The sequence below is a fragment of the Kitasatospora sp. NPDC056800 genome, assembly GCF_042789775.1.
In the GTDB taxonomy this organism is placed as follows: domain Bacteria; phylum Actinomycetota; class Actinomycetes; order Streptomycetales; family Streptomycetaceae; genus Kitasatospora.
Genome location: NZ_JBHUAL010000002.1, coordinates 34,044 through 48,476, shown reverse-complemented (window position 1 = coordinate 48,476; position 14,433 = coordinate 34,044). Strand labels below are relative to the sequence as shown.

The 14,433-nt window shown below is 73.9% G+C and carries 8 protein-coding genes; 4 read left to right on the top strand and 4 right to left on the bottom strand.

Annotation, left to right across the window (positions count from 1 at the left end; translation table 11 throughout):
* Nucleotides 1-95 precede the first annotated feature (95 nt).
* The 4 genes from ACFRQN_RS00810 to ACFRQN_RS00795 form a co-directional block, all read right to left on the bottom strand.
* A complete protein-coding gene (locus ACFRQN_RS00810) occupies nt 96-1,580 on the bottom strand; it encodes a S8 family serine peptidase (RefSeq protein WP_074001618.1) in 1,485 nt (494 codons plus the stop codon).
* Between the two features lie 252 nt (nt 1,581-1,832).
* Nucleotides 1,833-2,951: an amidohydrolase family protein gene (locus tag ACFRQN_RS00805; RefSeq protein WP_380737347.1), complete on the bottom strand. Its 1,119-nt coding sequence runs from the start codon at nt 2,949-2,951 to the stop codon at nt 1,833-1,835.
* Between the two features lie 3 nt (nt 2,952-2,954).
* Nucleotides 2,955-4,418, bottom strand: coding sequence for a glutamine synthetase (locus tag ACFRQN_RS00800; RefSeq protein ID WP_380737345.1), 1,464 nt, complete (start codon nt 4,416-4,418; stop codon nt 2,955-2,957).
* Nucleotides 4,419-4,495: 77 nt separating this feature from the next.
* Nucleotides 4,496-7,207: an MXAN_6230/SCO0854 family RING domain-containing protein gene (locus ACFRQN_RS00795; protein ID WP_380737343.1), complete on the bottom strand. Its 2,712-nt coding sequence runs from the start codon at nt 7,205-7,207 to the stop codon at nt 4,496-4,498.
* 553 nt (nt 7,208-7,760) lie between these two features.
* On the opposite strand from ACFRQN_RS00795, the gene ACFRQN_RS00790 reads away from it, so the two are divergent.
* The 4 genes from ACFRQN_RS00790 (at nt 7,761) to ACFRQN_RS00775 (ending at nt 14,423) form a co-directional block, all read left to right on the top strand.
* The gene (locus tag ACFRQN_RS00790; RefSeq protein WP_375873289.1) at nt 7,761-9,536 is read left to right on the top strand and encodes a 3-hydroxyacyl-CoA dehydrogenase family protein; all 1,776 of its coding nucleotides are present in this window, start codon (nt 7,761-7,763) and stop codon (nt 9,534-9,536) included.
* A gap of 224 nt (nt 9,537-9,760) precedes the next feature.
* Nucleotides 9,761-10,684, top strand: coding sequence for a TetR family transcriptional regulator (locus ACFRQN_RS00785; protein WP_380737341.1), 924 nt, complete (start codon nt 9,761-9,763; stop codon nt 10,682-10,684).
* Between the two features lie 371 nt (nt 10,685-11,055).
* Nucleotides 11,056-12,393: a crotonyl-CoA carboxylase/reductase gene (gene ccrA / locus ACFRQN_RS00780; RefSeq protein ID WP_049655667.1), complete on the top strand. Its 1,338-nt coding sequence runs from the start codon at nt 11,056-11,058 to the stop codon at nt 12,391-12,393.
* Nucleotides 12,393-14,423, top strand: a complete 2,031-nt coding sequence (locus tag ACFRQN_RS00775; RefSeq protein ID WP_380737338.1) for a protein meaA — start codon at nt 12,393-12,395, stop codon at nt 14,421-14,423. Before ccrA ends, ACFRQN_RS00775 begins: the two co-directional genes overlap by 1 nt.
* Nucleotides 14,424-14,433: the final 10 nt, after the last annotated feature.

Sequence of the window (14,433 nt, the reverse complement as noted above, 5' to 3'; positions counted from 1 at the left end):
GGCCGGAACGCCGACGGGTGGGAACGCGACCGGGGAGCGGACCCTGTGGGCCCGCTCCCCGGTTCTACTGTTCAGTGCTGTCCGCGGTCAGCGCGTCAGCGCCACCACTGGACCGCCTTCTCGGCGTTGACCAGGCCCGCGCCGTAGAAGCCGTTGTCGTTCGTGGTGCCCTCGCAGGTGGCCTTCCAGGCACCGGCACCGCCCGGGTTGAACTCGCCCTTCGGGCACGGGACGGACTCGGCGTGGCTGGTCAGCATCTCGGTCAGCTCGTCCGGGCTGGCCCACGGGAAGGTGCTGGCGAGCAGCGCGACCACGCCGGCGACGTGCGGGGTGGCCATCGAGGTGCCCTGCATGTAGCCGTACTTGCCACCGGGGATGGTGGACAGGATGCGGCCGTCCTTGTCGGGGGTGTCCGGGAGCTGGAAGCGGCGGTCGCCACCGGGCGCGGTGACGGAGACGACGCCCTTGCCGTAGCTGGAGTAGTACGCCTTGACACCCTCGGAGCCCACCGCGGAGACGGCGACGACGCCGGGCAGCTCGGTCGGCAGCGACAGGCAGTCGTTGGTGACCGGGCGGGAGGCGGGGGTGGTGTCGTCCGGGCTCGCCACGTCGACGGTCTTGTGCGCCAGGTCGAGGTTCTCGTTACCGGCGGCGGCGACGTTGAGGACGCCCTTGCGCTGCGAGAAGGCGACGGCCTTGCGGACGGCGTCCGAGATGGCGGCCTGGTCCTTGTCCGTCTTGCAGTTGAACATCCACGGGTCGACGAAGTAGCTGTTGTTGGTCACCTTGAAGCCGTGCTCGCCGGCCCAGACGAAGCCGCAGACCGCGTTCTCCGGGTAGATGAACCCGCCGTCGTCGACGACCTTGACGGCGGCCAGCTTGACGTTCGGCGCGACACCGACGATGCCCTTGCCGTTCTTGGCGGCGCCGATGGTGCCGGCCACGTGGGTGCCGTGGTCGCTGGTGGTCGGCTGCCAGGCCTTCCAGTCGGTGTTCGTCCTGCCGTCGATGCAGGAGACCGACTGCGAGGCGTCCACGTTGGCGGCCAGGTCCTCGTGGGTGGCGTCGATGCCGGAGTCCAGGACGCCGACGGTGACGTTGCGGCTGCCGAGCGAGATCTTGTGGGCCTTGTCGGCACCGATCTGACGCATGTCCCACTGGTAGGCGTCGTAGGGCTCCTGGCCCGGGGCGGCCGCGGCGGCCGGCTCGGCGGCGACGTCGGCCTTGCCCTGGTCGGAGGCCTGGATGCCCTTGGTGCGGCTGGCACCGACCGAGTCGACGCCCTTGGCCAGGCGCAGCTTCTCGGCGAACTTGGTGTCGTTCGAGCGGGCGACCACGACGCCGACCTGCTCGTACGACTGGACCACCGTGCCGCCGAGGCCGGTGATGGCCTTCTCGACCTTCTGCACCTGACCGTGGTTGGCCTTGGTGTTGACGACGTAGCTCATCACCGGACCGGTCGTCGGGTCGGCCGCGGGGGCCGCGACGGCGGTGCCGGCCGGCAGCGCGAGGGCGCCGGCAGTGGCGAGCACGACGCCCACTGCCGCGTACCGGGTACCGCTGATCCGAGGAACACGCATGAGGGTTGGCCTCCCGAGTCGTCAAGGCGGCAGCTGCGGTGGCAGGTGCGCTTGGGAATGACCGGGACGCTAATGAATATTTGCTTATAAGCGCAAGAGGTAGTCATCTAATCGTCACATCTGAACCAGAAACCGGGATGCGACCGTTCGGGGGTCAACAGGGAAACAGAGGTCAAGAGTGTTAAAAAGTGATGGTTCGCCGACGTGCGGCCACACCCCTCGGAACCTCGGCCACCAGCGCGGATCGCGCCGCTACAACGCGTACAACCGACGCGCGTTGCCGCCCGCGACCAGGCCGGTCACCCGCTCGGCGTCGGCCGCGGAACAGGCGCCGTCGGCCTGCCAGTCCGCCAGCACCGCGCCCAGTCCGTACCGGAACTGACAGGTCCCCACCAGAAAGAGTTCGGGCAGCCCGTAGGCGTCGGTGGAGAACAGCAATTTTCCGAACGGGGCCAGCTCCAGCATCTCGCCCAGCACCGCGGCCACCCGCGGCCCGGTGTAGGAGGCCGTCAACCCGAGGTCGGTGTACACCGTCGGGAAGGCCTGGGCCAGCCAGGCGGCCTGCCGGTGGTACGGGTAGCCGTGCAGCAGCACCAGCGGGACGCCACTGGGCTCGGCGGCCCGCACGAAGTCCGTCAGCAGCGACGGGTCGGCCCGGTGCAGGGTGAGGTCCGGATCGCCGAAGCCGGTGTGGAGTTGGAGCGGCAGGCCGAGCTCGGCGCAGACGTCCACGGCCGTCCAGAGCAGGTGGTGCAGCAGCACCGGATCCGTCAGCCGGCCTTGCCCGGCGCGCAGGTGGGCGCCGGCCGCGGCCACCACGGCCGCAGTGGCGGGGCGTTCGGCGGGGGCCGCCAGCCCGTGCCGGTAGGCGAGCACCGACTTGACCGCGACGGCCCCGGCGGCGGCCGACCCGAGCGCCTGCGCGACGGCCCCCGGCCAGTCCCCGGCGCCGGCCGTCACCGCCGCGGCGACCGACTCCAGCCGGACCACCTCGCGCACCGACGCCCCGGTGGCCCCGGCGAGTTCGGCCAACGGCAGCAGCTCGTGGCCCGCGGCAGTCGTCAGCCCGGTGTCCACCAGGCAGGTGTCCAGCCCGGCGGCCGCCAGCAGCCGCCCGGTGGCCCCGGCCGCGCCCAACTCCCGCCGCCGGGCCAGGTAGTCGGCGACCGGGGCGTGCGCCGGCAGGCCGAGCACGGGCGGGCACCAGCGCCGCACCGCGAGGCCCAGCGCGCTGTCGAAGGGCGAACAGCCGGGCGCGGGCGGGCGGTCGGACTCGGTGAGCAGCCCGGCCAGGGCGTCGTCGGCGAGCTCGGCCGCCACCACGCTGTGGCAGTGGTGGTCGACCAGCGCGGGCCCCTCCGGCCGGGCCACCGCTCAGTACCGCCAGCGGGTGGCCGCGACCAACTCCTCGGGCGTGACGGCCGCGTACTGCTCCCGCTCCGCCCGGCGCACCGCCAGCACCGCCTGGTAGAGCGGCTCGCCGAGGGCCTCGCGCAGCACCGCCGAGCGCTCGTACGCGGCGATCGCCTCGGCCGGGGAGGCCGGCAGCCGGGGCACCGTGCCGGGCTCGGCGGCCGCCGGATCGCCGGTGGACTCCGGTGGCAGCGCGCGGCGTTGCTCCAGCCCGGCGAGGCCGGCCGCGATCACCCCGCCGACCGCCAGGTACGGGTTGGCGCTCGCGTCGAAGCACTTGACCTCGGCGTTGGCGACGGCGGACCGCTCCCCGGTGGAGCCCGTCACCAGGCGCAGCGCGGCCTCCCGGTTCTCCAGGCCCCAGCACTGGTAGGCGCCCGCCCAGTGCGAGGGCACCAGCCGCAGGTACCCGGCCGGGCTGGAGCAGCCCAGCACCAGCAGTTCGGGCAGCGCGTCGAGCACCCCGGCGAGGAAGCCCTCCGCCTCGGCCGTCAGGCCGTGCGGGCCGGGGCCGCCGTGGCCGAGGTTGCGCCCGTCGCGCCAGAGGCTGACGTGCAGGTGCCCGCCGTTGCCGACGGCGCCGGTCTCCACCACCGGGGCGAAGGAGACCCGCAGGCCGTGCCGGGCGGAGACGGCCCGGACGGTGTGCCGGACCAGGACGGAGGTGTCGGCGGCGGCGACCGGGTCCTCGGGGGCGACCGAGACCTCGAACTGGCCCGGGGAGTACTCGGGGTGGATCTGGAGGACGCTCAGGCCCTGCCGGCCGAGGGCGCGCAGGACGTCCCGCAGGTAGTCGGAGAGGTCGGTGACCCGGTGCATCCCGTACGCCGGGCCGTGCGTCGGGTACTGCGGCTCCTCCCCCGGGGCGCCGGCCAGGGCGACCGTCCACTCGACCTCGATGCCCGCCTTGAGGCTCAGGCCGCGCGCGGCCGCCACCGCCCGGGCCCGGCGGGCGAACAGCCGCTGGCAGCCGGGGTGCGGGGCGCCGGCCTGGGTGTATCTGTCCCCCGGGGCCCAGGCCCAGCCGGGCTGGGCGGCCAGCGGGACGATCCGGTCGAGGTCCGGGTAGAGCCTGAGGTCCCCGGTGGGGCCGCCGATGATCGGGCTGGTGGTGATCGCGTCGTCGGCGAGGAAGACGTCGAAGCAGGGCGCGGTGCCGACGCCCCACTGCGCGGCGTGCAGCAGGCCGCCGAGCGGCACGGCCTTGACCCGGGTGATGCCGGCGTTGTCCACCCAGGTGACGGCCACCGCCTCGACGGCCTCGGTGCGCAGCCGGTCGACGGCCTGCGCCGCCCGGGCGGCCCGCTCCTCGCGCGGTGGCAGCGCGACGGCCGCCACCGCGGCGGCGGCGAGCCGTTCGGCGGTGACGGGCGGCTCGGCGGGCCCGGGCGCGGTGGGGTCGACGGCGGCGGTTCCGGTGGTCATGCCGTCATGCTGCCCCGCCGGTCGGGGTCGGGTAACTCCCCTATCGGGTGGTCCTGCGGGCGCCCCCGTTCACCCGTTCACCCGTTCGGGGCGAACCTGGCGGTCAACTCCCCCGCGGTGATCCGCTCCAGGGTGTCCGGGGCCGCGTCGGTCGGGCCCGGGTAGAGCCGGTAGAGCGTCCCGCGCAGCTCGGCCGGAGCGGGCACGTCGGCGTGCACCAGGGCGGCGAACGCCCGCGTGCCGCCGAGGCGTTCGGCGATCAGCCGGGCGGTGTCGTCCGGCGGCCGCTCGGTGCGCCGGTCGCTCTCGTGGCGGGCGCGCAGCCGCTCGGCGAAGGCGCTCACCGGCTCGTCCGCGCCCCGGCGGTAGACGTCGAGCCCGCGGCCGGTCCGGTCGCGGACCAGCACCTCGTCGCTGCCCGCCGCGGCGGTGGCGCAGGCGAGGTCCCACAGGGTGGCCCGGGTGCCGGGCGCGAAGTGGGTCAGGACGTCGGCGGCCAGCGAACCGACCGCGGCGTGGTGCCGGTCGAGGTTGTGGAACCCGGTGCCGGAGCCCACGTTGAGGTCGGTCCAGGTGTAGGCGCGGGACCGGAGGTCGACGATCATCGGCACGCAGATCCTGGCGTCCCCGGCGAGGTCGAGGCGCTGGCGGACGTCCTTCGGGCGGAAGGCCCCCCTGTGCCGCTTGGCGCCCTGGGCGGGGTCGAGGGCCATGAACCCGGCGAAGGCGTCGGTGAGGTCCTCGAAGGGGACGTCGTTGTAACTGAACACCACGACCACGGCGTACCGGGCCCCGGCCCCGCCCAGCGCGGGCAGGTCGAGGTCGACGAACTCGGTGGCGCCGTGCGGCGGCGGGGCGCTGGTGTAGTCGCCGGAGTGGACGGCGGCGCGCGGCCCGGCGACCAGCCGGGTGTAGTCGCACAGACCGGTGAACTGCCAGTCCTCGTCGTAGAAGGCGACCGACAGGTCGAGGTCCACCCGCTGGTGCGGACGCTGCATCCAGTGCACGAACAGCCGCAGCCGCTGCCCCTCCGGGAGGGGTTGCACGCTGCCGCGCGGCACCGCGACCAGGGTCCTGGCGCTGGCGCGCTCGGCGAAGGGCACCACCAGGTCGGCCAGCGCGGCGTCCAGCACGGCCACCTCGTAACGCTCCCGGCCCTGGACCGACTGCCCGGCCCTGCGCAGCAGTTCGGCTTCGATCAGGGCGCAGACGGGCGCGCTGAGCCCGGCCGGGACGGGCGTGCCCCGGTCGGCGCGGGCGTGCGCCGAGGCGACCCGGCCGCGCGGGAAGTACAGCCGCCGCTCGCCGTACTCGCGCGGCGCGCGCAGCCGTCCGTACGCGCCGAGCAGCGGGCCGGGGGCGACGGCGCGCAGGGCGACGGGCAGCGCCTCGGCGAGTTCGGCGGGCAGCGGTTCGCCGGGGAGCCAGGCGGCGTGCACCCGCAGCAGGTGGTGCAGCCGGCGCACCAGTTCGCCCGGACGGCGGGCCAGCAGCTGGACGGCGGCGGGCAGGTCGCCCTGTTCGAGGGCGTGCTCGACCCGGGCGGCGAAGGTCTCCACGGTCAGCCGGCCGTGTCCGCCGGGTGTCTCGCGCACCCGCAGCGGGGCGGGCGCCTCGCGCAGCAGCGGGCCGAGGCCGTGCAGGTCGAGGTCGCTCTGCCGGAGGACCGCGAACGCGGCCGCCGCGTGAGGGAAGCGGGCGTGGTGCTCGTACGGGTGCAGCAGTTCGCCGACCCGCAGCCAGGGCTCGCGGTGGCGGCGCAGGTCCTCGGCGAGGGTGCCGGCCGGGAACGCGTCCAGGACGGCGAGCAGGTCGCGGCGCAGCGGGCGGGGCAGGTTGCGCAGGCGCAGCGTGCTGGCGGTCTCCGGCAGCAGGTCGGGTTCGGCGCCGGACCACGCCCAGATCAGCCGCAGGACGTCGGTGGCGGTGGTGAGGTGGGCGGCGAGCAGCGGTCGGGCGGCCTCCCGGTCGCGGTGCAGCAGGGCGGCCAGCACGGTGGCGCGGGTCTCCCGGACGGGGATCTCGGCGGGCAGCCAGCCGGCCGGGTCGGCGGGGGCGTGGTGGAGCAGCAGGGCGAGGTCCTCGCGGTCCTGCGGGCTCAGCGGGGTCTGCCGGGCGAGCAGCGCGGCCAGTGCGGTGGCGGCGAGGCCGTCCACGTCCTCGGGGTCGGCCAGGCGCAGCGGCTTGAGCTGCTGTCCGGACCGCAGTTCGCGGGCGGCGTTGCGGGCGGCCCTGGTGTCGGTGGACAGCCGGCGCTTGCGCTCCAGCCGGGTGTGGCAGAGCGGGCAGCGGTGGTCGCCGCCGGCCTCGACCAGTTCCAGGTAGCAGTCGCCGCACAGCAGGTGGGCGCAGGGGGCGAGGGCGCCGATGCCGGCCTCCAGGCTGGTCCGCTCGCAGAGCAGGCAGACCTGGCTCGCCTGGCAGAGCAGGTAGCCGCGGATGATCGCGGAGTAGTCGGCGTGGGCGTGCGAGGGCACGCCCTCGGGGAAGCGGCGGAACAGCGGGGTGTGGCTGCGGTCGGCGCCGAGCATCGCGTCGATGCCGCGCAGCAGCCGGGTGCCGGCCGCGGCGAGGTCGAGCGGGCGCAGTCGGCCGAGGGCGGCCCGCAGCGGTGCGGTGAGCACGTAGCCGCGCCGGGCGAGGTCGGCCTCCAGGACGACCAGCCCCTGGGCCGTCCAGGGCTGGGGTTCGCCGGGGACGGCTCCGGGCTCGCCCAGGACCGTTCCGTGGCGGCGCAGCAGGTAGGCGTCCAGACCGGCCCGCGGCGCGGTGGTGCTCGGATTCTTCACAGCTCTTCCCCCGTGGGAACGACGAAGCGGGGGCGGAGAGTGGGCGCACTCGGGTTCATTTTGCAGATGAGTGAGAAGGAAGCACGCCGCGGAGCCGCCCCCGCGTCGATCACCCTAGCGAACGCCCGCCCGCGGCCCCGAACGGTTTTCCGTCCCCGCCCTCTTCCTACTCGCCAGTAGCTTCGCTACAGTGGCCGGGCACGCACCACCGCCGGGCTTCGGGAGCCGCACCGGCGGCAGGCCGCGGTCGCCGCTTCTCCGGCGCCCGCGCGGTGCGCCTTCACCTTCACCGGCCGGTGCCGCGGACCGCGGCGGGCCGGGTTCCTCCCTCGTATCAGGGCCGTCTCCTTCACCTTCGAGCGCCTGAGCACCACGGCACACCCGCGATCGGGCCGGAGCGGACCGGCCCCCGCCCCGGTGTGCCGACACCCCGTCATCTCCCCAGCCCTCGCGCGTGGACCCTCCTCCGGCGGCGGCCGCCCCCGGCGTACGGGCGCGGCGGCGTGCCCGCCGGAGCACGCGCGGGCCCTTCATGACTAGGAGTACAGGACAGATGGAGCGTCCCTTCCCCACTGTCGCCGTCGTCGGCCTCGGCACGATGGGTGCCGGCGTCGCGGTGGCCGTCGCCAAGAGCGGCCGCCGGGTGATCGGCATCGAGGCCACCGAGGACTCGGCCGCCCGGGCGCTGGCCCGGATCGAGGAGGCCACCGCGCACGCGGTCGGCCGGGAGCGGCTCACCGCCGAGGAGCGCACCGGGCTGCTGGCCCGGATCTCGGTCGGCCACGAGCTCGCGGCCGCCGCCGGGGCGGACCTGGTGATCGAGGAGGTCCCCGAGCAGCTGGAGCTGAAGCGGGAGGTCTTCGCCGAGCTGGACCGGATCTGCCCGGAGGGCACCGTCCTGGCCACCGGCACCACCGCGCTGTCGGTGACCCGGATCGCCGCCGCGACCGCCCGTCCGGAGCGGGTGCTCGGCCTGCACTTCTTCAACCCGGTGCACGGCATGAAGCTGGTCGAGGTGGTCCGCACGGTGCTGACCTCCCCGCGGACCGCCGAGGACGCCGCCGCCTTCGCCCGCGACCTCGGCAAGGAGCCGGTGGCGGCCGGCGACCGGGCCGGCTTCGTGGTGAACGGCCTGCTGTTCGCCTACCTGAACCAGGCCGCCGCGATGTTCGAGTCCAAGTACGCCTCGCGGGAGGACATCGACGCCGCGATGCGGCTCGGCTGCGGCCTGCCGATGGGCCCGCTGGCGCTGCTCGACCTGATCGGCGTCGACACCGCGCGCACCGTGCTGGAGGCGATGTACGAGCAGTCCCGGGACCGCCTGCACGCGCCCGCCCCGATCCTCGGCCAGCTGGTCGCGGCCGGGCTGCTGGGCCGCAAGACCGGCCGCGGCTTCTACACCTACGAGGCGCCGGGCTCGTCCCGGGCCGTGGACGCGGCGACCGGGCCGGCCCTGCCGAAGGTGCCGGGCCGGGAGGTGCGCACCGTCGGCGTCTGCGGCTCCGGGACGATGGCCACCGGCATCGCCGAGGTGTTCGCCAAGGCCGGGCACCCGGTGCTGCTGGCCGCCCGCAGCCAGGAGAAGGCCGAGGCGGCCAAGGCGCAGCTGGCGAGGTCGCTGGAGCGCTCGGTGGCCAAGGGCCGGCTGTCCGCGCAGGCGCGGGACGCCGCGCTGGCGCTGGTCACCCCGGTCGGCCAGTACACCGAGCTGGCCGAGGTGGACCTGGTGGTCGAGGCGGTCGCCGAGGACCTGGCGGTCAAGCGCGAGCTGTTCGCCACCCTGGACAAGATCGTCCGGCCGGGCGCGGTGCTCGCCACCACCACCTCCTCGCTGCCGGTGATCAGCTGCGCGACCGCCACCTCGCGGCCGCAGGACGTGATCGGCATGCACTTCTTCAACCCGGCCCCGGCGATGAAGCTGGTCGAGGTGGTCTCCACGGTGCTGACCGCGCCGGACGTCACCGCGACGGTGCTGGAGCTGACCGCGAAGGTCCGCAAGCACCCGGTGGAGTGCGGCGACCGGGCCGGCTTCATCGTCAACGCGCTGCTCTTCCCCTACCTGAACGACGCGGTGCGGATGCTCCAGGAGCACTACGCGACGGTGGACGACATCGACACCGCGATGAAGCTCGGCTGCGGCTACCCGATGGGCCCGTTCGAGCTGCTGGACGTGGTCGGCCTGGACGTCTCGCTGACGATCGAGCGGGTGCTGCACCAGGAGTTCCGCGAGCCCGGTCTGGCGGCCGCGCCGCTGCTGGAGCACCTGGTCGCGGCGGGCTGCCTGGGCCGCAAGACCGGCCGCGGCTTCCGCGACCACGCGCGCCGGTGACCACCCCGCAGGCCGGGGGCGGCCCGTACGAGCTGCCGTACGAGCCGCCCCCTGCCGGACCGCACGCCGCGCCGCCACAGGGCTCCATGGCCTCCCCGCGCCCCGTCTGGAGCCCCGGGACGGCGACCTCCCGCTGGCCCCGCCCGGCCGTGACCGGACCGGTGGTGCCGGTGCGGCGGGGAAGGGCCGCGGGCGCGCCGTCCGGGCCGTGTAGCGTTCCGGACATGGATCGGGTTCAGTCAACCTCCCCGCAGCACCCCGCCGGGCCGCACGGCGGCGCCGACCGGACCAGCCCCTCGACCGGGGGCACCGGGCCGGAGGGCGGGCCGGGCAGCCGCCGGGCGGCGGCGCAGCGCCAGCAGATGCGCCAGGACCTGGCCACGGCCGCGATGGAGCTGTTCGCCTCGCAGGGCTACGAGGAGACCACGGTCGACCAGATCGCGGCCGCCGCCGGGGTGGCCCGGCGCACCTTCTTCCGGTACTTCCGGTCCAAGGAGGAGGCGATCTTCCCGGACCACGACGACACCCTGGTGCGGGTGGCCGACCTGCTGGCCAGCGCGGAGCCGGAGGAGCACCCGCTGGACGTGGTCTGCCGCGGCATCAAGGAGGTGCTGCGGATGTACGCCTCCACCCCGGGGGTGTCGGTGGCGCGGTACCAGCTGATCCGTCAGGTCCCGGCGCTGCGCGAGCGGGAGATCGCCGTGGTGGCCCGCTACGAGCGGCTGTTCACCCGTTACCTGCTGGGCCGTTTCGACACCGGCGAGTCCATCCCGTCCGGCTGGCAGCGCGGCGGCGAGGACGACTCGATGCTGGCCGAGGTCTCGGCGGCGGCGGTGGTCGCGGCGCACAACCACGTGCTGCGGCGCTGGCTGCGGGCCGGCGGCCGGGGCGACGTGGAGGCGCAGCTGGACCACTCCTTCGAGGTGATCCGGCGGACCTTCTGGGCCTCCAGTGCCCCGGGTGCCAGGCGGCGGGGATCGGTGGTGGCACCGGGTGCCAACGGGACCCCGGGGGACGCCGGGGTCGAGAGCGCACTGAGTGCCAGTCCCGGAGGTGAGGTGCTCATCACAGTCGCCCGGACGGACGCTCCGCTGGACGTCGTGGTGGACAGCATCCGGGCCGCACTGAGTGGCGCCCGGGAGTCGTAGACCCAGTATTCACGCAGGTCAGAGCGGTATCGAGGGCCCGCGCCGGGATGTCGGCGCGGGCCTTTCGCATGCCCGCGCAACGCGCGTCACGCGGCCTCTGAACCGACTGGAATTCCTGGCACCCGGTGTCTTTACGAGTGGCACAGGGTGCCACTACCTTGTTACTCACCAGTCGCGGCGCCGCGGCTCCCCACCTCGGCGCGCCGTCGTCCGGCGTTCCCACACCCCGGGAGCAGAGAGCCAGAACGGCCCGGTCCACCCCGGGTGCCCCGTCTGACCCGCCCACCACCCACCTCAGCGAAGCCGGTGTCCGCTCCCGGCTCCCCCAGACGCCCTGTGACCCTCGCACAGGTACGCCTTCGGAGGCAGCCATGCAGGAAATCCTCGACGCGATCCTCAGCACCGACAGCACGTCGGCGGACTTCGCGGCGATCAAGCTCCCCGAGTCCTACCGGGCGGTGACGCTCCACAAGGACGACGAGCAGATGTTCGCGGGCCTCGCCAGCCGCGACAAGGACCCCCGCAAGTCCCTTCACCTCGACGAGGTCGCCCTGCCCGAGCTGGGCCCGGGCGAGGCCCTGGTCGCCGTCATGGCCAGCGCGGTGAACTACAACACCGTCTGGAGCTCGATCTTCGAGCCGGTCTCCACCTTCGGCTTCCTGGAGCGGTACGGCCGGCTGTCGCCGCTGACCAAGCGCCACGACCTGCCGTACCACGTGGTCGGCTCCGACCTGGCCGGCGTGGTGCTGCGCACCGGCGCCGGGGTCAACGCCTGGAAGCCCGGCGACGAGGTCGTCGCGCACTGCCTCTCGGTCGAACTGGAGTCCGCGGACGGCCACAACGACACGATGATGGACCCGGAGCAGCGCATCTGGGGCTTCGAGACCAACTTCGGCGGCCTGGCGCAGCTGGCCCTGGTGAAGACCAACCAGCTGCTGCCCAAGCCCCGGCACCTCACCTGGGAGGAGGCCGCCTCCCCCGGCCTGGTCAACTCCACCGCGTACCGCCAGCTGGTCTCGCGCAACGGCGCCGGCATGAAGCAGGGCGACAACGTGCTGATCTGGGGCGCCAGCGGCGGCCTCGGCTCGTACGCCACCCAGTACGCGCTGGCCGGCGGCGCCACCCCGATCTGCGTGGTCTCCAGCGACCAGAAGGCCGAGATCTGCCGCGCCATGGGCGCCGAGGCGATCATCGACCGCTCCGCCGAGGGCTACCGGTTCTGGAAGGACGAGAACAACCAGGACCCGCGCGAGTGGAAGCGCCTCGGCGCGAAGATCCGCGAGTTCACCGGCGGCGAGGACGTGGACATCGTCTTCGAGCACCCGGGCCGGGAGACCTTCGGCGCCTCGGTGTACGTCACCCGCAAGGGCGGCACCATCGTCACCTGCGCCTCCACCTCCGGCTACATGCACCAGTACGACAACCGGTACCTGTGGATGTCGCTCAAGCGGATCGTCGGCTCGCACTTCGCCAACTACCGCGAGGCCTTCGAGGCCAACCGCCTGATCGCCAAGGGGAAGATCCACCCGACCCTCTCCAAGGTCTACTCCCTGGAGGAGACCGGCCAGGCCGCCCTGGACGTGCACCACAACAGGCACCAGGGCAAGGTCGGCGTGCTCTGCCTGGCCCCCGAGGAGGGCCTGGGCGTGCACGACGCGGAGTTCCGCGCCAAGCACCTCGACGCCATCAACCGTTTCAGGAACATCTGATGACCGAGCCCCGGAAGCGCGACCGCCCCTGGCTGATGCGCACCTACGCCGGCCACTCCACCGCGAGCGACTCCAACGCGCTCTACCGGCGGAACCTGGCGAAGGGCCAGACCGGCCTGTCCGTCGCCTTCGACCTGCCGACCCAGACCGGCTACGACTCCGACCACGTCCTCGCCCGCGGCGAGGTCGGCCGGGTCGGCGTCCCGGTCGGGCACGTCGGCGACATGCGCACCCTGTTCGACGGCATCCCGCTCGAACGGACCAACACCTCCATGACGATCAACGCCACCGCGATGTGGCTGCTGGCGCTCTACCAGGTGGTCGCCGAGGAGCAGGGCGCGGACATCGCCACGCTCACCGGCACCACCCAGAACGACATCGTCAAGGAGTACCTGTCGCGCGGGACGCACGTCTTCCCGCCCGGCCCGTCGGTGCGGCTGATCACCGACATGATCGCCTACACGGTCGGCAGCATCCCCAAGTGGAACCCGATCAACATCTGCAGCTACCACCTGCAGGAGGCCGGGGCGACGCCCGTCCAGGAGATCGCCTACGCGATGTGCACCGCCATCTCGGTGCTCGACGCCGTGCGCGACTCCGGCCAGGTGCCGGCCGAACGGATGGGCGAGGTGGTCGCCCGGATCTCCTTCTTCGTGAACGCCGGCGTGCGCTTCGTCGAGGAGATGTGCAAGATGCGCGCCTTCGCCCGGCTGTGGGAGAAGGTCACCCTGGAGCGCTACGGCGTCACCGACCCCAAGCAGCGCCGCTTCCGCTACGGCGTCCAGGTCAACTCGCTCGGCCTGACCGAGGCCCAGCCGGAGAACAACGTCCAACGGATCGTCCTGGAGATGCTGGCCGTCACCCTCTCCAAGGACGCCCGCGCGCGGGCCGTCCAGCTGCCCGCCTGGAACGAGGCGCTCGGCCTGCCCCGGCCCTGGGACCAGCAGTGGTCGCTGCGCATCCAGCAGGTGCTGGCGTACGAGTCGGACCTGCTGGAGTACGGCGACATCTTCAACGGCTCCCAGGTGATCGAGGCCAAGACCGAGGAGCTGCTGGCCGGCGCCGAGGCGGAGATCGCCAAGGTGCTGGAGATGGGCGGGGTGATCCCGGCCGTCGAGTCCGGCTACCTGAAGTCCAACCTGGTCGCCTCGCACGCCGCCCGCCGGGCCCGGATCGAGTCCGGCGAGGACAAGATCATCGGGGTCAACTGCTTCGACACCACCGAGCCGAGCCCGCTCACCGCCGACCTCGACACCGCGATCATGGTCGTCGACCCGGCCTCCGAGCAGTCCGTGCTCGCCGCCCTGGAGGCCTGGCGCGCCGAGCGCGACGAGGCCGCCGTCCAGTCGTCGCTGGCCGAGCTCAAGGCCGTCGCCGCCACCGAGGCCAACCTGATGCCGGCCACGCTCGCCTGCGCCCGGGCCGGCGTCACCACCGGCGAGTGGGCCTTCGCCCTGCGCGAGGTCTTCGGCGAGTACCGGGCGCCCACCGGCGTCGGCGGCGCCCCCGTCGCGGTGGCCGCCGAGCCCGGCGGCGAGCTGGAGCAGGTCCGCGCCGCGGTCGCCGCGACCGCCGCGGAGCTGGGCACCGGCAAGCTGCGCCTGCTGGTCGGCAAGCCCGGCCTGGACGGGCACTCCAACGGCGCCGAGCAGATCGCCGTCCGGGCCCGCGACGCCGGGTTCGAGGTGGTCTACCAGGGCATCCGGCTGACCCCGGAGCAGATCGTCTCCGCCGCCGTCGCGGAGGACGTCCACTGCGTGGGCCTGTCCATCCTCTCCGGCGCGCACAGCGAGCTGGTGCCCGACGTCCTGAAGCGGCTGCGCCGCGCCGGGGTGGAGGATGTCCCGGTGATCGTGGGTGGCATCATCCCGGCAGCGGACGGCGAGGCCCTCAAGGCCGCCGGCGTCGCCGCCGTGTTCACCCCGAAGGACTTCGGCATCACCACCATCATCGGCCGGATCGTGGACGAGATCCGGCTGGCCAACAAGCTCCAGCCGTGGACGTCCGCACCGACCGCGGCCACGAACTGACCAGCTGACC

What these genes read in the sequence shown, in the direction of transcription:
- ACFRQN_RS00800 (WP_380737345.1), bottom strand. Translation starts at nt 4,418, where the DNA reads ATGACCACCGGAACCGCCGCCGTCGACCCCACCGCGCCCGGGCCCGCC.
- ACFRQN_RS00785 (WP_380737341.1), top strand. Translation starts at nt 9,761, where the DNA reads ATGGATCGGGTTCAGTCAACCTCCCCGCAGCACCCCGCCGGGCCGCAC.
- ACFRQN_RS00790 (WP_375873289.1), top strand. Translation starts at nt 7,761, where the DNA reads ATGGAGCGTCCCTTCCCCACTGTCGCCGTCGTCGGCCTCGGCACGATG.
- ccrA (WP_049655667.1), top strand. Translation starts at nt 11,056, where the DNA reads ATGCAGGAAATCCTCGACGCGATCCTCAGCACCGACAGCACGTCGGCG.
- ACFRQN_RS00775 (WP_380737338.1), top strand. Translation starts at nt 12,393, where the DNA reads ATGACCGAGCCCCGGAAGCGCGACCGCCCCTGGCTGATGCGCACCTAC.
- ACFRQN_RS00810 (WP_074001618.1), bottom strand. Translation starts at nt 1,580, where the DNA reads ATGCGTGTTCCTCGGATCAGCGGTACCCGGTACGCGGCAGTGGGCGTC.